Origin of the sequence: Desulfuromonas sp., assembly GCF_002868845.1 — a bacterium.
Classification (GTDB): Bacteria; Desulfobacterota; Desulfuromonadia; order Desulfuromonadales; family BM501; genus BM501.
Genome location: NZ_PKUB01000029.1, coordinates 18,876 through 38,006, shown reverse-complemented (window position 1 = coordinate 38,006; position 19,131 = coordinate 18,876). Strand labels below are relative to the sequence as shown.

The following is a 19,131-nucleotide window of genomic DNA, read 5'->3' as shown; positions in this document are numbered from 1 at the left end:
CTTCAGGCGGGATCTTCGCCGAGGAGCAGTCTCAGCACGGCGTTGGCCTGGTGGCCGGCGGCGATGCCGACCCGCGGGGCCATCAGCCCCTCCCCCGGCCGGGCCGCGGTCTCGCCGTCTCCGATCAGGTAGAGGTTGCCGGCGGCGCGACGGGTGACGACGGTGTTGGACGGGCCGTAGCCGGCCATCCCGGAGGCTGCGACCAGGGGCTTGCCCGGGCAGCCGAGGAGATAGGTTTCGGTCAGCATCGCCTTCTGGTCCGGGGCGTCGAAGGCCTCGACTAGGACGTCGACCCGGTCGAAGACCTGGGGGATGTTGCCCGGCTCGAGGCGGCCGTGGAAGGCCGCGACGCGCACGCAGGGGTTGATGCGCCGCAGGTTTGCCCGCAGGGCGTCGACCTTCGGCAGGCCGATCTGGTCGACGAAGTATTGCTGGCGGTTGAGGTTGGAGGGCTCCACGATGTCGCAGTCGGCGACCACCAGCTGTCCCACTCCGACCCGGGCCAGGGCCACGGCCACGGCGGAGCCGAGCCCCCCGACGCCTGCGATGCCGACGCTTGCTTTTTTGACCTTGGCGTGAACCCCGGGGGTGTGCCGGGCGGCCATGAGGGCTTCGAGCTCTTCGGCCGTGGGCTGCTCGCCGCGGCGGATCAGGACCACCCTGTCGGCGGCCCGCAGGGGCTGGCCGCTCTCTGCCGGGAAGCCGTTGACGATGACCACGTCGGCGTCGGGCTTGAAGCGCGCCCGCACCTCGTCGAGGGTGGTCTGCTCGGCGACCTCGACCGGCTGTTCGTTGAGGAAGATGTTCATAAACGTCAAAAGGCCGCTCAAAGCGGCCTCGAAAGGGGGCATCCGCCCCGTTTTCGCCGCTTCCCTACGCCGGTACGACCCGGATCAGGTTCAAAGGGTCGCCCCGCCTCGGCGGGACTCTCAGTGCAACACTCCCCTAGCGATTTCCATGTCTGCAGTAGAGCAAGGCTATCAGTCCGGGGGGGGCGAAGTCAAACGCTTTGTGGGATTTGCCATTGTGCCGGGCGGGGCTTTTGACTATCATGACAGTTTTTCAGAACTGCTGGCCCGTCGCTGCGGCAACGCGTGCAGGACGAGGACCGAGGGAGGTGCGGCCCATGAGTATTTCAGATCGTTATCGGGGGATCGCCGAGGATGCCCGCGTCCTGCTTGAGGACCTGCGCCAGGCCGCGGGCGATGAGGAGAGCAGGGAGATCAGGATCGTGGCCCAGGCCGTGACGCAGCTGAGGGAACTGGAGGACCAGGTGGGGGAGATCCCCCGCATCCGCCTCGAGTCCAAGCTCACCCCGGTGCTGCTTAAGGCCCATTCCTCACTGGACCGGGCCCGGCTTCTCATGGAGGAGCAGGGCGCCGAGGACCGGGCTTCGTCGGTCTGGGACATGGAGCAGAAGCTCTACCGCCTGCTCAACGACCTGTAAGGGGCGGCCCCTCTTCTCTGCCCGGGTCAGGCCCTGGCCTGGGCCCTGCGCCGCTTCTTCAGGAGGGCCTCCCGCTTCGGGCCCTCCGTCTGCGGCACGAAGCGGCGCTCCTCGCCCCAGCCACCACTCAGTTCCTCCAGAGCGTTCCGGGGGGGCTTTGTCTGGGGTCGGGCTGCGGGCGGTTCGAGGAGTTCGGCCCGGTTCTGCAACCGCAGGGTGCTGGCGGCCGTCCGCTATTCAGGAAGTACCTGCCATATCGATTTCAATAGAAAGAGGAGGCGTGATGAGCGAGCAGAAGAAAAAAGAAGTGAATATGGAGATTCAGCTGGACGAGGAGATCGCACAGGGGGTCTTTGCGAACCTGGCGGTGATGAATCACAACGAAGGGGAGTTCGTCATCGACTTCATCTTCGTCCAGCCCCAGGTGACCCGGGCCAAGGTGCGCAGCCGGGTGGTCACCACGCCCCTCCACGCCAAGCGCCTGTTGCTGGCACTGGAGGAGAACGTGCGCAAGTACGAGAAGAAATTCGGCACCATCAAGGCCGCCCCGGTTCCGAGCGCGCCGGTCTCCCTGGAGGACAAGGTTCATTAGCCGGCGGCTCAGCCGGGGAGTGGCTCCACCCGGTTGCGGCCGCCCCGTTTTGCGTTGTAGAGGGCGTAGTCGGCCTCTCGGATGAGGTCGTCTTCGCTCTGGATATTGCCTGACGGGAAGGTGGCCACCCCCAGGCTGATGGTCAGCCGGAGTTCCTTGAGGGGGCCGGGGAAGGTCAGCCGGGCGGCCGCCTCCCGGATCCTTTCGGCGACCTGCTGGGCGTTTGCCAGGTCCGTTTCGGGGAGGACCAGGGCGAACTCCTCGCCGCCGAAGCGGGCTGCCAGGTCGTAGGGCCGCAGTTTTTCGTTGAACAGGTCGCCGAGGGCGACCAGGACCGAATCGCCCTGCTGATGGCCGTAGGTGTCGTTGACCTTTTTGAAGTGGTCGATGTCGGCCATGACCAGGGAGAGGGGGGTGTCGATGCGCCGGCTGCGCTGGAATTCTCTTCTCAATGTCTGCATCAGGGAGCGGCGGTTGTGCAGCCGGGTCAAGGGGTCGGTGTTTGAAAGCTCCAGCAGGAGCTGATTGCTTTTTTTCAGCTTGTCCTGCAGGGACTTGATCTTGAGCTGGACCTTGACCCGGGCCACCAGTTCGGACGGATCGAAGGGCTTGGTGACATAGTCGCTGGCGCCCTGCTCCAATCCGCGGATCTTGCTCTCCTTCTCTTCCCGCCCGGTCAGCAGGATGACCGGGATGTCGCGCAACTCCTCCCTCCCGTTCATCATGCTCAGGAACTTGAAGCCGTCCATGCTCGGCATCTCCAGGTCGCAGAGGATCACGTCCACGGGGCGGTTGAGCACGGTCTTGAAACCCTCGATGCCGTCGCCCGCCTCGAAGTAGAATTTGAACAGGGACGTTTTTCGAAGGATCTCAAGGATCTGCGTGCGCGCCGATTTGGAGTCGTCGATGATGAGAAGGGATGCGTCCATGTCCGTGTCCGAAAGGGTTTGGGAACCGTTGGGCGTCTCCCGGCACAAGGCTCCACCTTTCTTGTCGGCAGTCCCTTCTCTTTTCTTTAGGTTTTTTTGGATTTTTTTTGGGGGCGTTCTCAGAGCCCGGGCATAAGCTTGACCCGGTTGCGGCCGCCCCGTTTTGCGCCGTAGAGGGCCCGGTCGGCCTCCCGGATGAGGCCCTCCACGCTCCGAACGCGTTGGTGGGGGAAGGCGGAGATCCCCAGGCTGAGGGAGAGCCTGACCTCCTGAAGGGGGCCGGGGAAAGAGAGGTCCATGGCCGCCGCCCGTATCCTCTCGGCCACCTGAAGGGCCTGGTCGGGCAGGGTGTCGGGAAAGACCAGGGCGAATTCCTCGCCGCCGAAGCGGGCGGCGACGTCGTACTGGCGCAGGTGACCCTTCAGAAGTTCGGCCACGGCGATCAGGACCGTATCGCCGAGCTGGTGGCCGTAGGTGTCGTTGACCCGCTTGAAGAAGTCGATATCCACCATGGCCAGCGAAAGGGGGATCTTGCTGCGCTCGCTGCGCTCGAGTTCCTTGTCCAGGATCTGCATGAGACATCGGCGGTTGCAGAGCCCGGTCAGGGGGTCGGTGTTGGAGAGCTCGAGCAGGAGCCGGTTGTTCTTCTTGAGATTGTCCTGGAGGGTTTTGACCTTCAGCTGCACCTTGACCCGGGCCACCAGTTCCTCCGGGTCGAAGGGCTTGAAGATGAAATCGCTGGCGCCCCGCTCCAGGCCCAGGACCTTCTCTTCCTGCTCCTGGTGGCCGGTCAGGAGAATCACCGGAATATCCTGCCACTCGGCTCGGGCCTGCATCCTCTGCAGCACCTTCCAGCCGTCCATGTCCTGCATCTCCAGGTCGCACAGGACCACGTCGACCGCCCGGTCGCCCAGCAGCAGCAGGCCTTCCCGGCCGCTCGACGCCTCCAGGTAGACCGAGAACAGGGCCGACTCCCTGAATGCCTCCATGATGGCTCTGCGGGCCACCCGGGAATCATCGATGATCAAAATGGTTGATTTCATTGCTCCTGCCGTATGCCCGTCTGTTCATTCCAATTAAAGCAAACCCCTTTCGGTTGTAAAGCGCTCTGTGGTCACGAAGGCCTCTTTCCACCTGATATACTTAAAAAAACGTACGCGAATGGAAAGGAGGTCATCGATGTCCCTGGTGAAGACTTGGTATACCCCGGAGGATGCAGGGGACAAGTATGGGGTGAAGAAAGCTGTTGTTCTGGAGTGGGTCGAGGAGGGCCTGGTCCGTTGCGAGCGCGAGAAAGGCAAGGTGGCGCGGGTTAACATCGACGACGTGAAGCTCGAGGTCGAGACGCTGGTCCGCAAGGGGTGATTCCGCCTCGGACCTGACATTGTCCCGGTCCCGAAGCGCGAGGGCTCCGGTCTCCCCAACGCCTACGCCGCTGATGCATGGGGGATCGCGCAGGGGCCGGCCCTGGAGCTGATGGGGGATGTGCGCCTGGCTGGCGGGTGCGGCGGCAGGGCATGCCGGAGTTGCGGGCTTTGAGGCTCAGCAGCAGGAGCCGCCGCTGTCACAGGAGGGTTTCCGGCCGGTCAGCCAGCCCTGGATGATGGCGCTGGCGCATCCCACCCCGGCATCCACCCGGATCGCATCGACGGGGCAGTTCCGGTCGCAGGCGCCGCATTCCATGCAACGGTCGCGTTCGAGGATGCGGGCCTTGCCCCCTTCGACGGCGAACACGGCGTGGGGGCAGACCTGCTCGCACAGGCCGCATCCGATGCAGGTTTCCCCGTCCAGCTGCAGGGTGCTCACCCCTTCCAGGTAGCGCATGGTCTTCACCGTTCCGTCTCCATTCTAGAGCCCCCCGGCGATCCAGGCAATTCCCGCGGCGAGGGTCGCGAGGAACTGCAGCGGCAAGGCGCGGCGCATCTCTTTTTCCACTCCAGAGGGCGAGGTGAAGGGGGTGCACCCGGTGAAATTCATGGCGACGCAGGAGGAAACGGCGGGAAGGGCGAGACCGACGGCAAGGGCCGTCGCGCCTCCCAGCTCGCTCCACCGCAGGGCGAGGAAGAGGGTCGCGAGGAGGCTCCCCGTCAAGGCGCCCTTGACGGCGAAGGCCCGCCCGGGGACCCAGGGCAGCAGCAGGGGCGTGACAACCGTTCCGGCAAGGAGTCCCGCCAGGTAGACGAGCAGGGCGCTACCGCCGCGGTCGGCGGCCGCCTCCAGGGAATAGCCTTCTCCGGAGACGCCTCCGAGAACGAGGAGGGTCAGGGCCACCCAGAGCGAGGGCTTGAGCATTCCCGCCAGTTCCACCGGGCAGAGAACCAGGCGCTCGGCGGTGGTGAAGGATACGCGGCGCATCTGCCCGCTCGCCCGCATGCCGGCCGCGAGGAAGGGGCGGATGTCCTGTGCCCGGACCGGGCCGTATGCCACCGTAAACCCGCACTTCTTTGCCACTTCGCCGGCCGCCACCCCCGGCGCCCCGAGCTGGGGCACGACGAGGACCCTGTGGGCGACCAGGCTGTCCATCTCCACGTTCCGAACCTGGCGTACGATCTCATCGGTGCCGAAGGTCCCCTTCCCCGCAGCGCACCAGACGTTGATTCCCCGAGTGTCGAGTACCAATATCCAGGCGTCCAGGCCGGAGAGTTCCCGGCGCAGGGCGTCGAAGCTCAGCTTGTAGTTGGCCGAGACCAGGACGGGGGAGGTGTCCGCCGGATTCCCCGCTGCGTAAAGGCCGGGGGCGACCCGGTAGCGGCTGCGCCCCAGTCCCCAGCGCATCATCCAGCGGCCGAGGACATCCCCCCAGGCCAGGGAGGTGCTCACGACGGGGATCGGGCCGGAGCGGGTCTCCAGCCAGCCCGTCACGAAGGGCCAGGAGCGGTAGCCGGGCAACTCCCGGGGCTCGGGGGCTCAGCAGGGAGGGGGCGGTTTCTCCCCCGTTGCCGGGGAAGGATCGAAGGAGGGGGGGGCCGGGGAGGGCCGGTCGTCCTGTCGGCCGGGCGGGGCTTGCGTTTTTCGCCGGGGACGATCGCTCATCGTTATCTTTCCTCGAAAGGGGGGCGCGGCTGATGGTTCCCATTCTACCACGGGAACGCCTCCCGGGTGGCGGCGATGAAGCGATTCTGGTTCAGGCGAAGGGGGCAATCTTCAGGTCCCGGCTCGGGGACCGGCATATTTCCCCAGGAAAGGCGCCCCTCCCCGGAAAGAAGGGAAACGTGAGTCTTTGAAAGCGGATGCCCGGCGCGGGGGCCGGGCATCCGTTGTCGCTATCCGAGGTTTCGTCCCCCCATGGCCTTGAGCCTGCCGTGGGCCGAGCGCAGCATGCGCTCGGTGGTGGCCCAGTCGACGCACTTGTCGGTGATCGAAACCCCGTACTTAAGCTGTTTGAGGTCTTCGGCGGTCTTGGGGCTCGGCTGGTTGCCCGCCTCAAGGTTGCTTTCGATCATCAGCGAGCAGATGCTGCGGTTGCCTTCTGCGATCTGGTCGAGGGCGTTGGTCAGGACCTCTTCCTGGCGCTCGTGGTTCTTGAAGCTGTTGGCGTGGCTGCAGTCGATCATGAGGGCGGTGGGCAGGCCGGCCTTGGACAGCAGTCCCTCGGTGCGGGCGATGTCCTCCGGGAAGTAGTTCGGCTTGTCGTTGCCGCCCCGCAGCACAATGTGGACGTCGGGGTTCCCCTCGGTCTGGACGATGGCGCTGCGCCCGTCGTTGTTGATCCCCAGAAAGTTGTGGGAGTGGAGGGCCGCGCCCATGGCGTCGATGGCGACCTGCAGACTGCCGTCGGTGCCGTTTTTGAAGCCGACGGGGAAGGAGAGGCCGCTGGCCATCTCGCGGTGGGGCTGGGATTCGGTGGTGCGGGCGCCGATCGCCCCCCAGCTGATCATGTCGGACAGGTAGTGGGGGGTGACGGGGTCGAGCATCTCGCAGGCTATCGGCAGGCCGAGATCGGTGACGGCGCACAGCAGGCTGCGGGCGACCCCCAGCCCCTTGGAAATCTGATGGGTGCCGGTGAGGTCGGGGTCGTTGATGAGCCCCTTCCAGCCGATGGTGGTGCGGGGTTTCTCGAAATAGACCCGCATGACGAGGAGCAGCTGGTCGTTCAGTTCCTTGTTGAGCGCGGCGAGCCGTTCGGCGTACTCCAGGGCCCCCCTCGTCTCGTGGATCGAGCATGGGCCCACCACCACGAGGAGGCGCGGGTCGCGGTTGGCGAGGATGTCCTGGATCTGTGCGCGGCTTTGGCTGACGGTTTCAGCGGCTTCGGCCGAAAGGGGGAAGACCTGCTTCAGGTAGGTCGGGGCAATGATCGGTGTCAGGCTGCGGATGCGCAGGTTGCTGGTGCGTTTCATCGTCGGTCCTTTTCTTGTCTCCTGAAGACAACGGTCGGGTTGGGTGGCTCATGGATTTGTATTTACACTGAATCCTGCAATATTAGCCTCTCTGTCTATGTCATGTCAAAGAATGAATGGAGAGGGTTGTTTTCGCCTTTGCCTATTGTTCCCCGATTGACGGGGGAAACGGCGATGGAAACCGTTTGACACGCTCCTGGCGATTCTGTATAAATGGACTTTGGTTTACTATTCCAGCGTAAAAACAGTTGGTTAAAAAGGAGCGTCATGGGTTTCGGAAATATATTTATCAATGCCATCTACCAAGTCGTCGACCTGGTCTTCACTCTCTACGTTTTTATTGTGGTTGCCCGAGCGGTCATCTCCTGGGTGAACCCCGATCCGTACAATCCTATTGTTCGTTTTCTCCACAATGCGACCGACCCTGTTCTGGATCGCATGCGCAGGGTCCTTCCCCTGCAGTTCGGCGGGATGGATTTCTCCCCCATTGTCCTGCTGATCGGCCTTTCGGTTCTCAAGCAGGTTATTCTGCAGTTCATCGCCACGCTCGCCCGCGGCGCCTACTGATCCGGACCGTCTTATGCGCATTACCCCCATCGACATCCAGCAGTACCAGTTCAAGACGCGCCCCCTGGGATACGAAAAGGCGAGCGTGGACCATTTCCTCGAACTGGTGGCCGATGAACTGGAACGACTTTTCCGGGAAAACCAGGAGGTCAAGGAAGAGTTCGCCCGCACCCGGGCCGACCTGGAAGAGATGCGGGCGCGCGAAGCGACCCTCAAGGAAACCCTGCTGACGACCCAGAAGGTAACCGATGAGCTGAAGGTCAATGCCCGCAAGGAGGTCGAGCTCCTGATCGAGGAGGCACGGCTGCAGGGCGAGAAGATCGTCCGTGACGCCGATGCGCGACGCATCCAGCTCATCGACGAGATTCAGGAGATCAAGCGCCAGAAGATTTCCTTCGAAACCAGCTTGAGGGCCCTGGTGGAGAGCCATGTGCGCCTGCTCGACCAGGGGGTCGTCTCCATCGGGGGGAGCGCCAAAGAGGATTACCTCCTGGAGCAGACCCTTCCCTTTGAGGCCGGAAACGATTCGCCCGGGGAGAAGGAAGAAGGAGAACCCGGCGAGCACCAGTGATGCCTGCCTACCTCCATGGGGTCGATGAAGGGGTCGTCGTCGATCTCCACGTTCAGCCCCGAGCAAGCAAGAATGAAATCGTCGGCGTCCAGGCGGATGCCCTGAAGGTTCGCCTGACCTCCCCTCCGGTGGAGGGTGCGGCCAACAAGCTGTGCTGCGCCATGTTCGCAAAGCTGTTCGGGGTGGCTAAGAGGGATGTCGAACTGGTGGGGGGAGACAAGTCCCGCCGCAAGAGGATTCTCATCAGGGGAGTGTCGGCCGAGCAGGTGAGCCGGACGCTCGCGCCCCTGCTGCGGAAAGACTGAAAGGCGTCGCTGCAGAGGCTTCAGGGGACACGGAGAAATCGCAGACTTTTTTCACGGCCCCGCCGGATTCGATCCGGCGGGGCCGTTTGCGTTCTGCAGGGCCGCTTGAAGCAGGTCGTCCCGTTCGTACACGTCCTTGCGGAACTGAAGGGTGCCGTCCTCGTCGACCCAGGCGGTCCAGTAGACCAGGTAGACGGTTATCGGCTCGGGGAGGGAGACGGCCCGATGCTCACCGCTCTCCAGGGTGGTCGCGATGGCCTCGCGGGGCCAGGCCGGATCCCCGTCCAGCACATACTCCGCCAGGTCGAGAGGTTTTTCAAGGCGGATGCAGCCGGAGCTGAAGGTGCGCTCGGTGGCGTCGAAGAGCTGGCGGTGGGGGGTGTCGTGAAGGTAGACGGCAAAGCGGTTGGGAAGCATGAACTTGATCTGTCCCAGGGGGTTTTCCGGGCCCGGGTCCTGGCGCAGCTTGAAGGGGAAGTTGTTCGCGTCGAGCCCGGTCCAGTCGATGGCGTTCGGGTCGAGTTCTTCGGCGTGCCTGCTCCAGTCGCTGAAAACCCGAATTTTCTGACGGGCCAGGAATTCGGGGTCCTGAAGGATTTTGGGTAAAACGTCCCGCACGGCGATGCTCGTGGGGATGTTCCAGAAGGGGTTGAAGACCATGTAGGTCATGGACTCGCTGAAAGCTGGGGTGCTGCGGGCTGCCCGGCCCACGATGACCCTCATGCGCAGGACCGCCCGGCCGTCCTCCACCGCCTTCAGCTCGAAGCCGGCCATGTTCACCAGCAGGTATCGGCGGCCCAGGTCTCTCGGCATCCAGCGGCGGCGCTCCAGGTTGAGCAGGATCTGGTCGATGCGTCCTTCCACCGGTATGTTGAGGGCCGCCCGGGTCACCGGGCCGACGATGCCGTCCACCTTAAAGCCGTGGCGGCCCTGGAAATGCCGCACCGCTTTTTCCAGTTCGGCATCGAATTCCCCGTCCGTATCGCCGCCATGGGCAAGGTCGCCGGTCATGGCCAGCCGTTGCCGAAGAAGGGCGACCGCAGGTCCGGCCGCTCCCCGTTTCAGGAGTGGACCGTTCGGCAGAGAGGGCCAGCCGCCGCGGCCGGCGATGGCGCGGTAGCGGGCCAGGCTCTCCTGGAGACGGAAATATCCAGGGTCCTCCGGGGTGAGTCCATCGAGCAATTTCCCGAGGGAATGAGGGGGCAGGGCCCGCTCCATGGCGGCGAGGTGGTCGATGCGGTCGGATTCCAGGAACCATTTGGGGTCGGCGTTTTTGGTTTCTTTCCGGCCCGAGAGAAGATCGCGGCTAAAGGTGAGAAAGGCGCTGCTGAGAAGAAGGTCGAGCTCTGCCAGGGGCTCCGCCTCGGCCGAAGGGAGCCGCTGCAGGATGTCGGCGAGCCGGTAGGTCTCGGGGTCGAGCCCCTGCTCGCCCGCTCTGTGAAGGGCATCGGCCAGAAGCACGGCTTCCGGGGCCAGCCCCTCCCCCCTGATCCATGCCGGCTGGAAGTCGCGGCGGCGGTAGAAGGTTTTCAGCCGTTCCTGGTCCTCGGCGTTGGCAGGGCTTCCGGGCAGGGNNNNCCGAAGATGCCAGCCACAGACCGGCAAGGCAGAGCGCGTACAGGAGGATGCGCCGGACCGGCCCGGGGCAGGGGGTGTCAGGGCCGGGAAAGGCCCCGGCTGTGCGCTGCTGGCTCATGGGCTTTCCCGGGTTCAAGATCGCCAGGGGGCGGGATCAGACTTCGAAATCGACGGCCAGAACGCTGGAGCAGATGGGCTTGATCTTTTCCACCACCGCGAGGTGGTCGGGATGGCCCTGGTAGCGCTGCATGGCGTCCAGGTCGGCGAAGCTCGAAACCAGGGCGAAGTCGTAGGAGCGCTCCGAGCGCACCACGTCGCGACCGAACTCGAAAGCGGCGATCTCCGCGATGGTGGCCGGCAGGCCGGCCAGCCCTTTTTCGACGGCTTCGATGTCTGCCGCCGCCGTCTCGGGCTTGAATTTCATGAAGACCACGTGTCGAAGCATATCCTGCTCTCCTTTTGTTCAAATGGGGCCGCCCTGAAGCGGAGCTCCCCTCGGTTGGCTGCCTCAGGTGGGCAGTTCAAGTGTGCGCCGGACCTCGAACTCGAGGATGGCCCCTGCCAGGCCGAGGACGATTCCTTCGGGGTGATCCTCGTCCTCCCACCAGCACATGTCGAGCTGGTGGGCCTGTCCCGGCCATCCGCGGATGATTGCGGCGAAGGGATCGGGAACGGTTCGGGTCGCCGTCCGGATCTCCCTCTCGATGAACATGTTCAGCTCTCCGCTGGGCGCCCGGGCGATTCCTCCCCGGGGTGAATATTTCTCGACCGCCCGCGCTGCAATGGCGGCGACCAGTTCTTTCCGTTTGTCCAAGGACTGCATTCATCCTGTCAGGGTGATGGGCTCTTATCCTATCCCGATTCAAAGATTCTTTCAAATTTTTTAACTTCAGGGGGCCGTCGGCCGACTGCCGCTGCCGGCGAGGGAAAGGCCATGGTTTTTGCGGCGACAGCGGCTTCATTCGTCCTGATCGCTCAACGCCGCTTTGCCCCCGGTCAGGTCCGCCACTTCCCGGGTGAAGGCAGGGACCCTCTCCCTGGTGAGTTCCACCCGGTACGCCACCTTGCAGGCAAAGTCCGATGAAAGGATTTTGGCCTCGAAGGAGGGGAGCATCCTTTCGAACCCGGCGACGTGGCCGTAATCGAGGCTGACGCCGAGCCTGGCCCACTCGCGCCGCTCCGCCAGGGGAAGTTCCGCGAGGGCCTTCAGGACCGCTTCGGTGTAGGCCCGGGCCATGCCGCCTTTGCCGAGTTTGACGCCCCCGAAATACCGGGTCACCACCGCCCCGATGTCCCCCACGCCGCCGTGCAGCAGGGCGGTGAGCATGGGGCGCCCCGCCGTGCCGTGGGGCTCGCCGTCGTCGCTCATGCCGGTGTGGCCGGTGTCGCCGGGAGGCCCCACAGCAAAGGCCCAGCAGTTGTGGCTGGCGTCCGGGAATTCGGCCTTGACCCGGGCCACGAAGGCCCGGGCCTCCGCCTCCGAGGGGGCGTGGGAGATGGTGGCCACAAAGCGGCTGCGGCGAACTTCGATCTCGGTGCGGATCTGGCGGGCCGGGATCGGGTAGCGGTCGGGGGCTGTCATGAGATGTTTTCCTGCATCTGTTAAAACCCGGGTTTATGCCGAATTTCAGGGGCCGCATCGGCTTATTTGTATTGGAATGGCAACTCGATTTATGAGACAATTTCGGCGACAAATCAACCCAGAAGTGTATTGCAGGGGCCCTTGGCCCTCTGACAGCGGCGGGGCGGGGCTGCAATTCGGGCTTTTCATGTTTTTTGCGCGGCGAAAGCCAGGGCGCAGGGTGACAAAGATGCATTATCGCCTTTCAGACATCATCGACATTTCTGCTCTGCAGACCCTCATGGACAGCCTGTGGCAGGCCTCGGGGATCCCCGTCGGGATCGTCGATGTCGGGGGGGAGGTCCTGGTCGCCGCCGGCTGGCAGGACATCTGCACCGCTTTCCACCGCCGCCACCCGGACACGGAGAGGCTCTGCAGGGAGAGTGACGCCTATCTCCGCGAGCACCTCTCCGCCCACCGCCAGCTGCCCGAATGCGGCTACGTCGAATACCAGTGCAAGAACGGCATGATCGACATCGGGGTCCCGATCGTGATCGAGGGCGAGCACCTGGCCTCCCTCTTCCTGGGGCAGTTCTTTTACGAGAGTCCCGATGAAGAGTTCTTCCGCCTGCAGGCCCGGAGGCACGGCTTCGACGAGGGGAGCTACCTGGAGGCCCTGAACCGGGTTCCCATCTTTTCCCAGGGCAAAGTGCGGGACTTTCTTGATTATCACTCCCGTTTCGTGAATCTCCTGACCGAGATGGGGGTGCAGAAGCTTCGGGAGTTGAAGTCCCAGGCCTCCCTGGAGGAGAAGGACAAGAGGTTTCGCACCTTCTTTCAATCGTCAGCCGCCGGCATGACCATCATCAGCCCCGATGGCGTCATCATCGAGGCCAACCCGTTCATTTGTGACTACCTGGGGCTGTCGGAGGAGGAGGTCCACGGGGCATCCATCGAGGCATTGACCCACCCCGGGGACCGCGAGAAGACCGGCCGCCTCTACGGCGAACTCCGATCGGGAAAGCGGGACTCCATCCAGTACGAAAAGCGTTATCTGCGCAAGGACGGCTCTGTCGTGTGGGGCCACGCCTCCGCCACCCCGGTCTACGATGCCGAGGGGAAGCTGGATTACATCGTCGCCCTGGTCCAGGACATCACCTCCCGCAAGGAGGCCGAGCAGGAACTGGCCTACCGTGAGGCCTTCGAGCGCCTGACCGCCAGCATTTCCACGAGGTTCGTCGAACTGGCCCCGGTCGAAATCGACCGGGGAATCGATAACGCCCTGAAAATGTTGGCCGAATTCGTCGATGCCGACCGGGCCTCCCTGTTCCGCCATTCGCCCTGCGGCGAGTTCTTCGACTGCACCCACGAGTGGTATGCCCCGGGCATGGTCTCGCAAAAAGACCAGAAACAGGGGCTTCGGCTGCGGGATCTGCCCTGGGCGGCGGAACATATCCTGAACCGGGAGATCCTCTTTGTCCCCCGGGTAGACGACCTGCCGGTCGAGGCGGCCCTGGAAAAGGAGCTGTGGGGGGGATTCGGCCTCAAATCGCTGGTGACCGTTCCCGTTCTGGCCGGTGGGCGGGTCGTCGCGAGCCTGGGAATCGACACGGTCCGCTCCGAAAGCTTCTGGGGGCAGCAGGATCTGGCCCTGCTGAAGACGGTCGGCGAGATCGTCGGCAACGCCCTCGAGCGGCAGCAGGCCGACCAGATCCTTTACGAAAGCGAAGAGCGCCTGGCCCTGGCCCTGAAGGTCTCCAGCGACGGGGTGTGGGACCGCAACCTGGCTACGGACGAAGCTGTTTACAGCCCCCGCATGTTCACCATGCTCGGCTACGAGCCCGGGGAACTGGACACCTCCAACGAGACCTGGGCCGACCTGGTTCACCCGGAGGACCGGGAACGGGCCCTGTCGGCTATCCGCTGCTGCATGGAGACGGGGGGGGCGTTGCGAAGCGAGTTCCGCATGCGGGCCAGGGACGGCTCTTACGCCCATATCCTTTGCCGGGGGGAGATCGTCGAGTTCGACCGGGAGGGCGCCCCCCTCCGGGCCATCGGAACCCACATGGACATCACCGCCGCCAAGAGGGCCGAGGAAGAACTTCAGAGGGCCCACCAGCAGCTGAACGACATTGTCGAGTTTTTGCCAGACGCGACCTTCGTCATCGACCGGGAAAGGCGGGTCGTGGCCTGGAACCGGGCCATCGAGGAGATGACCGGAGTCTCCAAGGAAGAACTCCTCGGCCAGGGCGACTTCGCCTATGCCGTACCATTTTACGGGACGCGGCGGCCGATTCTGATCGACCTGATCACCAACAGCGACCCTGAGATCGAGGGGCAGTACGATTTTGTCGAGCAGCGAGGCGAAGCCCATTTTGTGGAGACCTTTGTCTCCTCGGTCTTTGGAGGCAAGGGGGCTTACCTTTGGGCAACCGCGGCGCCCCTTTACGATCGGGAGGGGAACCAGGTCGGGGCCATCGAGTCGATTCGCGATATCAGCGACCACACCCGCGCTGAACAGAGTNGCGCTGAACAGAGTCTCCGCAAGGCCCTGGCCGAGGCCGAGGACGCCCGGGACAAGATCGACGCCATCCTCAAGTCGGTGGCCGACGGCCTGGTCGTTGCCGACCTGAGCGGGCGGGTCGTCCTGATGAACCGGGCCGCCGAAAAGCTGTTCGGGGTGTCCCTGAGCATGGCGATTTATCGGCCCCTTGCGGCCCTTCTCACCGACAAGGGCCTCGGAGTCCAGGTTGCCTCCGCCCTCAACGGCGAAGAGGGCATGGCGCCGGTCGAGTGGGATCTGTTCGACGACCAGGGGAAACCCTCCCGGGTGGTCCAGGCCCGGACGGCGCCGGTGCAGGGGATGGATGGAAAGCGCTCCGGAACGATCACCACCTTCCGGGATGTGACCCGGGAGCGGGAGATCGACCGGATGAAGAGCGAGTTCATCTCCACCGCCGCCCACGAACTGCGCACCCCCCTGACTTCGGTCAAGGGTTTTTCCGAACTGCTGATCCAGAATCCCGGATTCGACCCAAAGGAGAGGACCGATTTCCTTTCCATCATTTACGAAAAATCGGGCGTTCTGGAGAAGATCATCGACGATCTGCTCGACCTCAGCCGCGTGGAATCCGGACGGGTCATCTACCTGGAAAAGGAGCCCTGCGATCTCGGAACGGTGGTCGGTCAGGCGGTCAGCCAGTACCAGGCGGAATTCACTCATTACCGCTTTAGCACCCTCCTTCCGGACGCCCCACTGACCCTTTCCCTCGACCGGGGGAAGATCGGCCAGGTCATGGAAAACCTTCTCAGCAATGCGGTGAAGTTCTCGAAGCAGGGGAGCGCCATCGAGATCGGCTGCCGGCGGTAGCCTTCCGGGGTGCGGGTATGGGTCGAGGATGAGGGCGCCGGCATGACCCCGGAGCAGGTCGAGCGGGTGTTCGACAAGTTCTACCGAGCCGACTCCTCCAACACGGCCGTCAACGGGCTCGGTCTCGGCATGACCATTACCCGGGGGATCATCGAGTCTCACGGGGGAGCCATCGAGGTCGAAAGCAGGCCGGGCGAGGGGTCGCGGTTTGTCTTCGAACTGCCGTTGCAGCCACCGGGCGAGTCGTTATAATGAAGCAGTAAAAAAGGCGGCCAGGTTTTTCGGGCCGCCTTTTTTACTCGCAGTCTTTTCCCCGAAGCGAAACAGGAAAGGCATATGGGCTACACCTTTTCCGAAATCATCGATGTCGAAGCCGTCCAGGAGTTGATGACCAGCCTCTGGGAGGCGAGCGGCATCCCCGTGGGGATCATCGATCCCGACGGCAACATCCTTATCGCCACCGGCTGGCAGAGGATCTGCACCGACTACCACCGGCGCCACCCCGAAACCGAGGCCCTGTGCCGGGAGAGCGATCGTTACATCGAGGAGCATCTGCACGCCGGGGATCTGCCCGAGTGCGGTTATGTCGAATACCGCTGCAAGAACGGCATGATCGACATCGGGGTGCCGATCGTCATCGAAGACCGGCACCTGGCCACCCTCTTTCTCGGGCAGTTCTTCTACGAGCCGCCCGACGAGGAACACTTCCGGGAGCAGGCCGGCCGCCACGGTTTCGATGAGGACCAATACCTGGAGCACCTGAGAGAGGTCCCGATCTTTTCCCGCGAGAAGGTCAAGGCGATTCTCAATTATCACACCCGCTTCGTGAACATGCTGACCGGGATGGGGGTGCAGAAGCTTCGGCAAGTGCGAGTTCAGCAGGAACTTGAAAAATCCGAGGAGAAGTACCGGACTCTCTACAACAAAACTCCTGTCATGCTTCATACCATCGATTCCCGTGGCCGGCTGCTCAGTGTCAGCGATTATTGGCTGGAGACCCTCGGATACGAGCGTTCCGAGGTTCTTGGCAGGAAGGCGATGGAGTTTTTGACAGAAGAATCCCGTCGCTATGCCGAAGAGGTTGCCCTGCCGCAGTTCCTGAAGACCGGATCGGTCAAGAACGTGGCCTACCAGTTCGTGAAGAAAAACGACGAGGTCATGGACGTTCTCCTCTCCGCGGTCGCGGAGCGGAACGAAAAAGGGGAGATCGTCCGCGGACTCGCCGTAACAACCGATATCACCGAGAGCAAACGGGCCGAGGAGACCCTGCGAGACAGCGAAAGACGATTTCGCACGCTGGTGGAGGCCATCCCCCACGGAATCCAGGAATGCGATACGGAAGGGATCATCACCTTGACCAACCGGGGTTACGACCGGATGTTCGGTTATGAGCCCGGAGAGGCCGTCGGCGAGGCGATCTGGGAAAAGGAGGTAGGCGAAGGCAAGGACGCCCTGCGGAAATATCTCGCCGACCTGGTTCGGGAGGAGCCTGAGCCCGTCCCCTATTTCACCCGTAATAGCACCAGGGACGGTCGTCTCATCGACCTCCAAGTGGACTGGAACTACAAGAGGGACGAGGCGGGGACCCTGCTCGGGTTCACCTCCATCATCACCGACATCACCGAGCGCAAGGCGGCGAAAGATGCTCTGCGGGAGAGCGAAAGACGGCTGTCGACCCTGATGGGCAACCTGCCGGGCATGGCCTACCGGTGCCGCAACGACCGCGACTGGGCCATGGAGTTCGTCAGCGAGGGGTGCCGCGCCCTGGTGGGGTATGCTTCCGAGGATCTGGTCGGCAACAGGACCCTCGCCTATAACGACCTCATCCACCCCGACGACCGGGTGGATGTCTGGGAAAGATCCAGGCCGCCCTGGAGAAGAAACAGCCGTTCCAGATCGAGTACCGGCTCCGAACCGCAGGGGGGGAGACCCGCTGGGTCTGGGAACAGGGACAGGGGGTGTTCACGGAGGCCGGCGAGCTCCTCGCGCTGGAGGGGTTCATATCCGACGTCTCCGACCGCAAGGAGGCCAAGGAGCAGATCGAAAGCCTGGCCCGGTTCCCCAAGGAAAACACCAACCCGGTCTTGCGGGTCAGCGCCGAAGGCACCCTCCTGTTCGCCAACAAGGGGGGGATGGCATTGTTGCCCTTCCTGGGGAAGGGGTTGGGCGAGCCGGTCAACGAAAACTGGCGCGAACGGCTCGGCGAGGCGTTGGCCCTGGACCGGGCGAGGGAATGCGAGGAACAGTTCGGGGAGCGCTGGTACAGCCTCTCCCTGGTGCCGGTGAGCGAGGGGGGCTACATCAACCTCTACGGCCGGGACGTGACCAAGCGGCACCGGGCTGAGGAGGCGTTGCGCCACAGCGAGGAACAGGTGCGTTTGCTCCTCGACTCCACCGCCGAGGCCATCTACGGCCTCGACCCTGCGGGAAACTGCACCTTCGTGAACCCGTCCTGCCTGCGGATGCTGGGCTATGCGGACGAGAGCGAACTGCTCGGCAATAACATGCATGATCTCATCCATCACCACCGCATCGACGGGAGTCTCTACCCGAAGGAGGAGTGCCAGGTCTATCTCGCCTTCAAGGAGGGGAGGGGGGTGCACACGGACGCGGAGGTCCTCTGGCGTTCCGATGGGACGAACTTCCCCGTCGAGTACTGGTCGTACCCCATTCTCAAGGACGGGGAGGGGATCGGCTCGGTGGTGACCTTCATCGACATCACCGAGCGCAAGCAGGCGGAAATGACCATGCGGTTCGCCCTGCAGGAGGCCGAGGTGTCCCGCGAAAAGATCGCCGCCATATTGAAGTCGGTCACCGACGGTCTCATTGTGACCGACCTGAATCGGCGGGTTGTCCTCATGAACCGTGCCGCTGAGAAGTTCCTCGGTACCACCCTCGGCGAGGCCTTCTCCCGGCCGGTCCAGGACCTGATCCCTGCAAAAGGGGTGGCCGAGGAGGTCCTCGGGATTCTCCGGGGGCAAGTCCCCGGAGAGGGACAGGAGTGGGAGCAGTCCGATGCTGCGAGCGACCGGGCCTGGATGATCCAGGCCAGGAGTTCGGGGGTGAAAGGAGCCGGGGGGAATATTTCCGGAGCCATAACGACCCTGCGCGACGTGACCCGGGAGCGGGAGATCGACCAGATGAAGAACGAGTTCATCTCCACCGCGGCCCATGAACTGCGTACCCCCCTGACCTCGGTGCTCGGCTACACCGAACTGCTGCTCAACCCCGAGGAATACGGAATCTCCGGAGAGGAGCAGCGGCGGGAGTACCTGAACTATGTCTATGACAAGGCGCAGGCGCTGGGCGGCATCATCGAGGACCTGCTCGACCTCAGCCGGGTGCAGGCGGGCAAGGTACTCTCCCTCTCCCCGGGGCCCTGCGAGATCGGGGCGCTCCTTGGAAAGGTGGTCGATCCCTATCGCAAACTCTCCAGTCGTCACCGCTTCGAACTCGTCCTGCCCGAGGAGCCGGTGACCCTGGTGGCCGATCAGAAAAAGCTGGAGCAGGTGCTGGACAACCTGATCAGCAATGCGGTCAAGTTCTCCCCTGACGGGGGGGAGATCCGGGTGAAGGGGCAGGTGCTGAAGGGGCGCTATCAGGTCACCGTCAGGGACGAAGGGATCGGCATGACGTCCGAGGGGGTCGCCAGGGTCTTCGACAAGTTCTACCGCGTCGACGCCTCCACGACGGCGGTGGCGGGACTCGGCCTGGGCATGGCCATCGCCAAGAGCATCATCGACGCTCACGGGGGAACCATCCGTGTCGAAAGCGAGCCGGGCAAGGGGACAAAGGTGACATTCAGCCTTCCTCTGGCGTGAGATCGGCCTTTTTCCGTCTTCCTCTTGACAAAAAGAGAGGAAGTCATTAG

The 19,131-nt window shown here is 63.7% G+C and carries 18 protein-coding genes, 4 pseudogenes and 1 riboswitch; of the genes and pseudogenes, 12 read left to right on the top strand and 10 right to left on the bottom strand.

The genetic code is table 11. The annotated features are described in order from the left end of the window. Nucleotides 1-2: 2 nt before the first annotated feature. Nucleotides 3-830 carry a sulfur carrier protein ThiS adenylyltransferase ThiF gene (thiF, locus tag C0617_RS09075; protein WP_291316700.1) on the bottom strand — a complete coding sequence of 276 codons (828 nt, stop codon included), beginning with the start codon at nucleotides 828-830 and terminating at the stop codon, nucleotides 3-5. Nucleotides 831-853: 23 nt separating this feature from the next. Then, a riboswitch (TPP riboswitch) is annotated at nucleotides 854-957 on the bottom strand. Between the two features lie 169 nt (nucleotides 958-1,126). Between thiF and C0617_RS09070 the strand changes: the two genes are divergently transcribed. Together C0617_RS09070 and C0617_RS09065 are read left to right on the top strand one after the other, a co-directional pair. Then, a complete protein-coding gene (locus C0617_RS09070) occupies nucleotides 1,127-1,447 on the top strand; it encodes a hypothetical protein (RefSeq protein WP_291316699.1) in 321 nt (106 codons plus the stop codon). A 283-nt stretch (nucleotides 1,448-1,730) separates the two neighbouring features. Further along, nucleotides 1,731-2,039 carry a DUF3467 domain-containing protein gene (locus C0617_RS09065; protein ID WP_291316698.1) on the top strand — a complete coding sequence of 103 codons (309 nt, stop codon included), beginning with the start codon at nucleotides 1,731-1,733 and terminating at the stop codon, nucleotides 2,037-2,039. 8 nt (nucleotides 2,040-2,047) lie between these two features. Here the strand turns inward: C0617_RS09065 and C0617_RS17110 are convergent, their stop codons facing one another. Together C0617_RS17110 and C0617_RS09050 are read right to left on the bottom strand one after the other, a co-directional pair. Then, nucleotides 2,048-2,968 carry a diguanylate cyclase gene (locus tag C0617_RS17110; RefSeq protein ID WP_363324393.1) on the bottom strand — a complete coding sequence of 307 codons (921 nt, stop codon included), beginning with the start codon at nucleotides 2,966-2,968 and terminating at the stop codon, nucleotides 2,048-2,050. A gap of 119 nt (nucleotides 2,969-3,087) precedes the next feature. Next, entirely contained in the window at nucleotides 3,088-4,011 is a 924-nt protein-coding gene (locus C0617_RS09050) for a diguanylate cyclase (protein WP_291316697.1), read from the bottom strand. A 136-nt stretch (nucleotides 4,012-4,147) separates the two neighbouring features. On the opposite strand from C0617_RS09050, the gene C0617_RS09045 reads away from it, so the two are divergent. After that, nucleotides 4,148-4,333, top strand: coding sequence for a MerR family transcriptional regulator (locus C0617_RS09045; RefSeq protein ID WP_291316696.1), 186 nt, complete (start codon nucleotides 4,148-4,150; stop codon nucleotides 4,331-4,333). Between the two features lie 177 nt (nucleotides 4,334-4,510). On the opposite strand, the gene hgcB is transcribed toward C0617_RS09045, so the two are convergent. The 3 genes and pseudogenes from hgcB to C0617_RS09030 form a co-directional block, all read right to left on the bottom strand. Beyond that, nucleotides 4,511-4,792: a mercury methylation ferredoxin HgcB gene (hgcB, locus tag C0617_RS09040; RefSeq protein ID WP_291316763.1), complete on the bottom strand. Its 282-nt coding sequence runs from the start codon at nucleotides 4,790-4,792 to the stop codon at nucleotides 4,511-4,513. Between the two features lie 24 nt (nucleotides 4,793-4,816). Next, nucleotides 4,817-5,863: pseudogene (gene hgcA / locus C0617_RS09035) on the bottom strand (mercury methylation corrinoid protein HgcA); the annotation flags it as partial. 368 nt (nucleotides 5,864-6,231) lie between these two features. Then, nucleotides 6,232-7,308 (bottom strand): 3-deoxy-7-phosphoheptulonate synthase, encoded by a 1,077-nt coding sequence (locus C0617_RS09030; RefSeq protein WP_291316695.1) that lies wholly within the window; start codon nucleotides 7,306-7,308, stop codon nucleotides 6,232-6,234. Between the two features lie 267 nt (nucleotides 7,309-7,575). Between C0617_RS09030 and C0617_RS09025 the strand changes: the two genes are divergently transcribed. Genes C0617_RS09025 through C0617_RS09015 form a run of 3 tightly spaced genes read left to right on the top strand, consistent with a single transcriptional unit; the run spans nucleotide 7,576 to nucleotide 8,751 of the window. Continuing rightward, nucleotides 7,576-7,875, top strand: coding sequence for a YggT family protein (locus C0617_RS09025; protein WP_291316694.1), 300 nt, complete (start codon nucleotides 7,576-7,578; stop codon nucleotides 7,873-7,875). Nucleotides 7,876-7,888: 13 nt separating this feature from the next. After that, nucleotides 7,889-8,446: a DivIVA domain-containing protein gene (locus C0617_RS09020; protein ID WP_291316693.1), complete on the top strand. Its 558-nt coding sequence runs from the start codon at nucleotides 7,889-7,891 to the stop codon at nucleotides 8,444-8,446. Continuing rightward, complete coding sequence (locus C0617_RS09015; RefSeq protein WP_291316692.1) at nucleotides 8,446-8,751, top strand: DUF167 domain-containing protein; 306 nt, start codon at nucleotides 8,446-8,448, stop codon at nucleotides 8,749-8,751. The genes C0617_RS09020 and C0617_RS09015 overlap by 1 nt, the downstream gene beginning before the upstream one ends. 51 nt (nucleotides 8,752-8,802) lie before the next feature. Here the strand turns inward: C0617_RS09015 and C0617_RS17105 are convergent, their stop codons facing one another. The 4 genes from C0617_RS17105 to C0617_RS09000 all read right to left on the bottom strand — a co-directional run bounded on the left by C0617_RS17105 (nucleotide 8,803) and on the right by C0617_RS09000 (nucleotide 11,911). Beyond that, nucleotides 8,803-10,284 (bottom strand): L,D-transpeptidase family protein, encoded by a 1,482-nt coding sequence (locus tag C0617_RS17105; protein WP_365889145.1) that lies wholly within the window; start codon nucleotides 10,282-10,284, stop codon nucleotides 8,803-8,805. A 199-nt stretch (nucleotides 10,285-10,483) separates the two neighbouring features. Beyond that, complete coding sequence (locus C0617_RS09010) at nucleotides 10,484-10,774, bottom strand: Dabb family protein (RefSeq protein ID WP_291316691.1); 291 nt, start codon at nucleotides 10,772-10,774, stop codon at nucleotides 10,484-10,486. Nucleotides 10,775-10,837: 63 nt separating this feature from the next. Then, the gene (locus tag C0617_RS09005) at nucleotides 10,838-11,143 is read right to left on the bottom strand and encodes a hypothetical protein (RefSeq protein ID WP_291316690.1); all 306 of its coding nucleotides are present in this window, start codon (nucleotides 11,141-11,143) and stop codon (nucleotides 10,838-10,840) included. A 144-nt stretch (nucleotides 11,144-11,287) separates the two neighbouring features. Then, entirely contained in the window at nucleotides 11,288-11,911 is a 624-nt protein-coding gene (locus C0617_RS09000; RefSeq protein WP_291316689.1) for a YigZ family protein, read from the bottom strand. Between C0617_RS09000 and C0617_RS17100 the strand changes: the two are divergent. The 6 genes and pseudogenes from C0617_RS17100 to C0617_RS08985 form a co-directional block, all read left to right on the top strand. Beyond that, nucleotides 11,910-14,414: pseudogene (locus C0617_RS17100) on the top strand (PAS domain S-box protein); the annotation flags it as partial. The gene C0617_RS09000 and the pseudogene C0617_RS17100 sit on opposite strands and share 2 nt — an antisense overlap. A gap of 27 nt (nucleotides 14,415-14,441) precedes the next feature. Then, the gene (locus C0617_RS17095) at nucleotides 14,442-15,260 is read left to right on the top strand and encodes a histidine kinase dimerization/phospho-acceptor domain-containing protein (protein WP_365889143.1); all 819 of its coding nucleotides are present in this window, start codon (nucleotides 14,442-14,444) and stop codon (nucleotides 15,258-15,260) included. 9 nt (nucleotides 15,261-15,269) lie between these two features. Then, nucleotides 15,270-15,512 (top strand): ATP-binding protein, encoded by a 243-nt coding sequence (locus C0617_RS08995; RefSeq protein ID WP_291316688.1) that lies wholly within the window; start codon nucleotides 15,270-15,272, stop codon nucleotides 15,510-15,512. A gap of 84 nt (nucleotides 15,513-15,596) precedes the next feature. Then, nucleotides 15,597-16,898, top strand: a pseudogene (locus C0617_RS08990) (PocR ligand-binding domain-containing protein); the annotation flags it as partial. Between the two features lie 212 nt (nucleotides 16,899-17,110). Next, nucleotides 17,111-17,200, top strand: a pseudogene (locus C0617_RS17090) (PAS domain-containing protein); the annotation flags it as partial. A gap of 192 nt (nucleotides 17,201-17,392) precedes the next feature. Then, entirely contained in the window at nucleotides 17,393-19,081 is a 1,689-nt protein-coding gene (locus C0617_RS08985; protein ID WP_365889129.1) for a PAS domain S-box protein, read from the top strand. Nucleotides 19,082-19,131 lie beyond the last annotated feature (50 nt).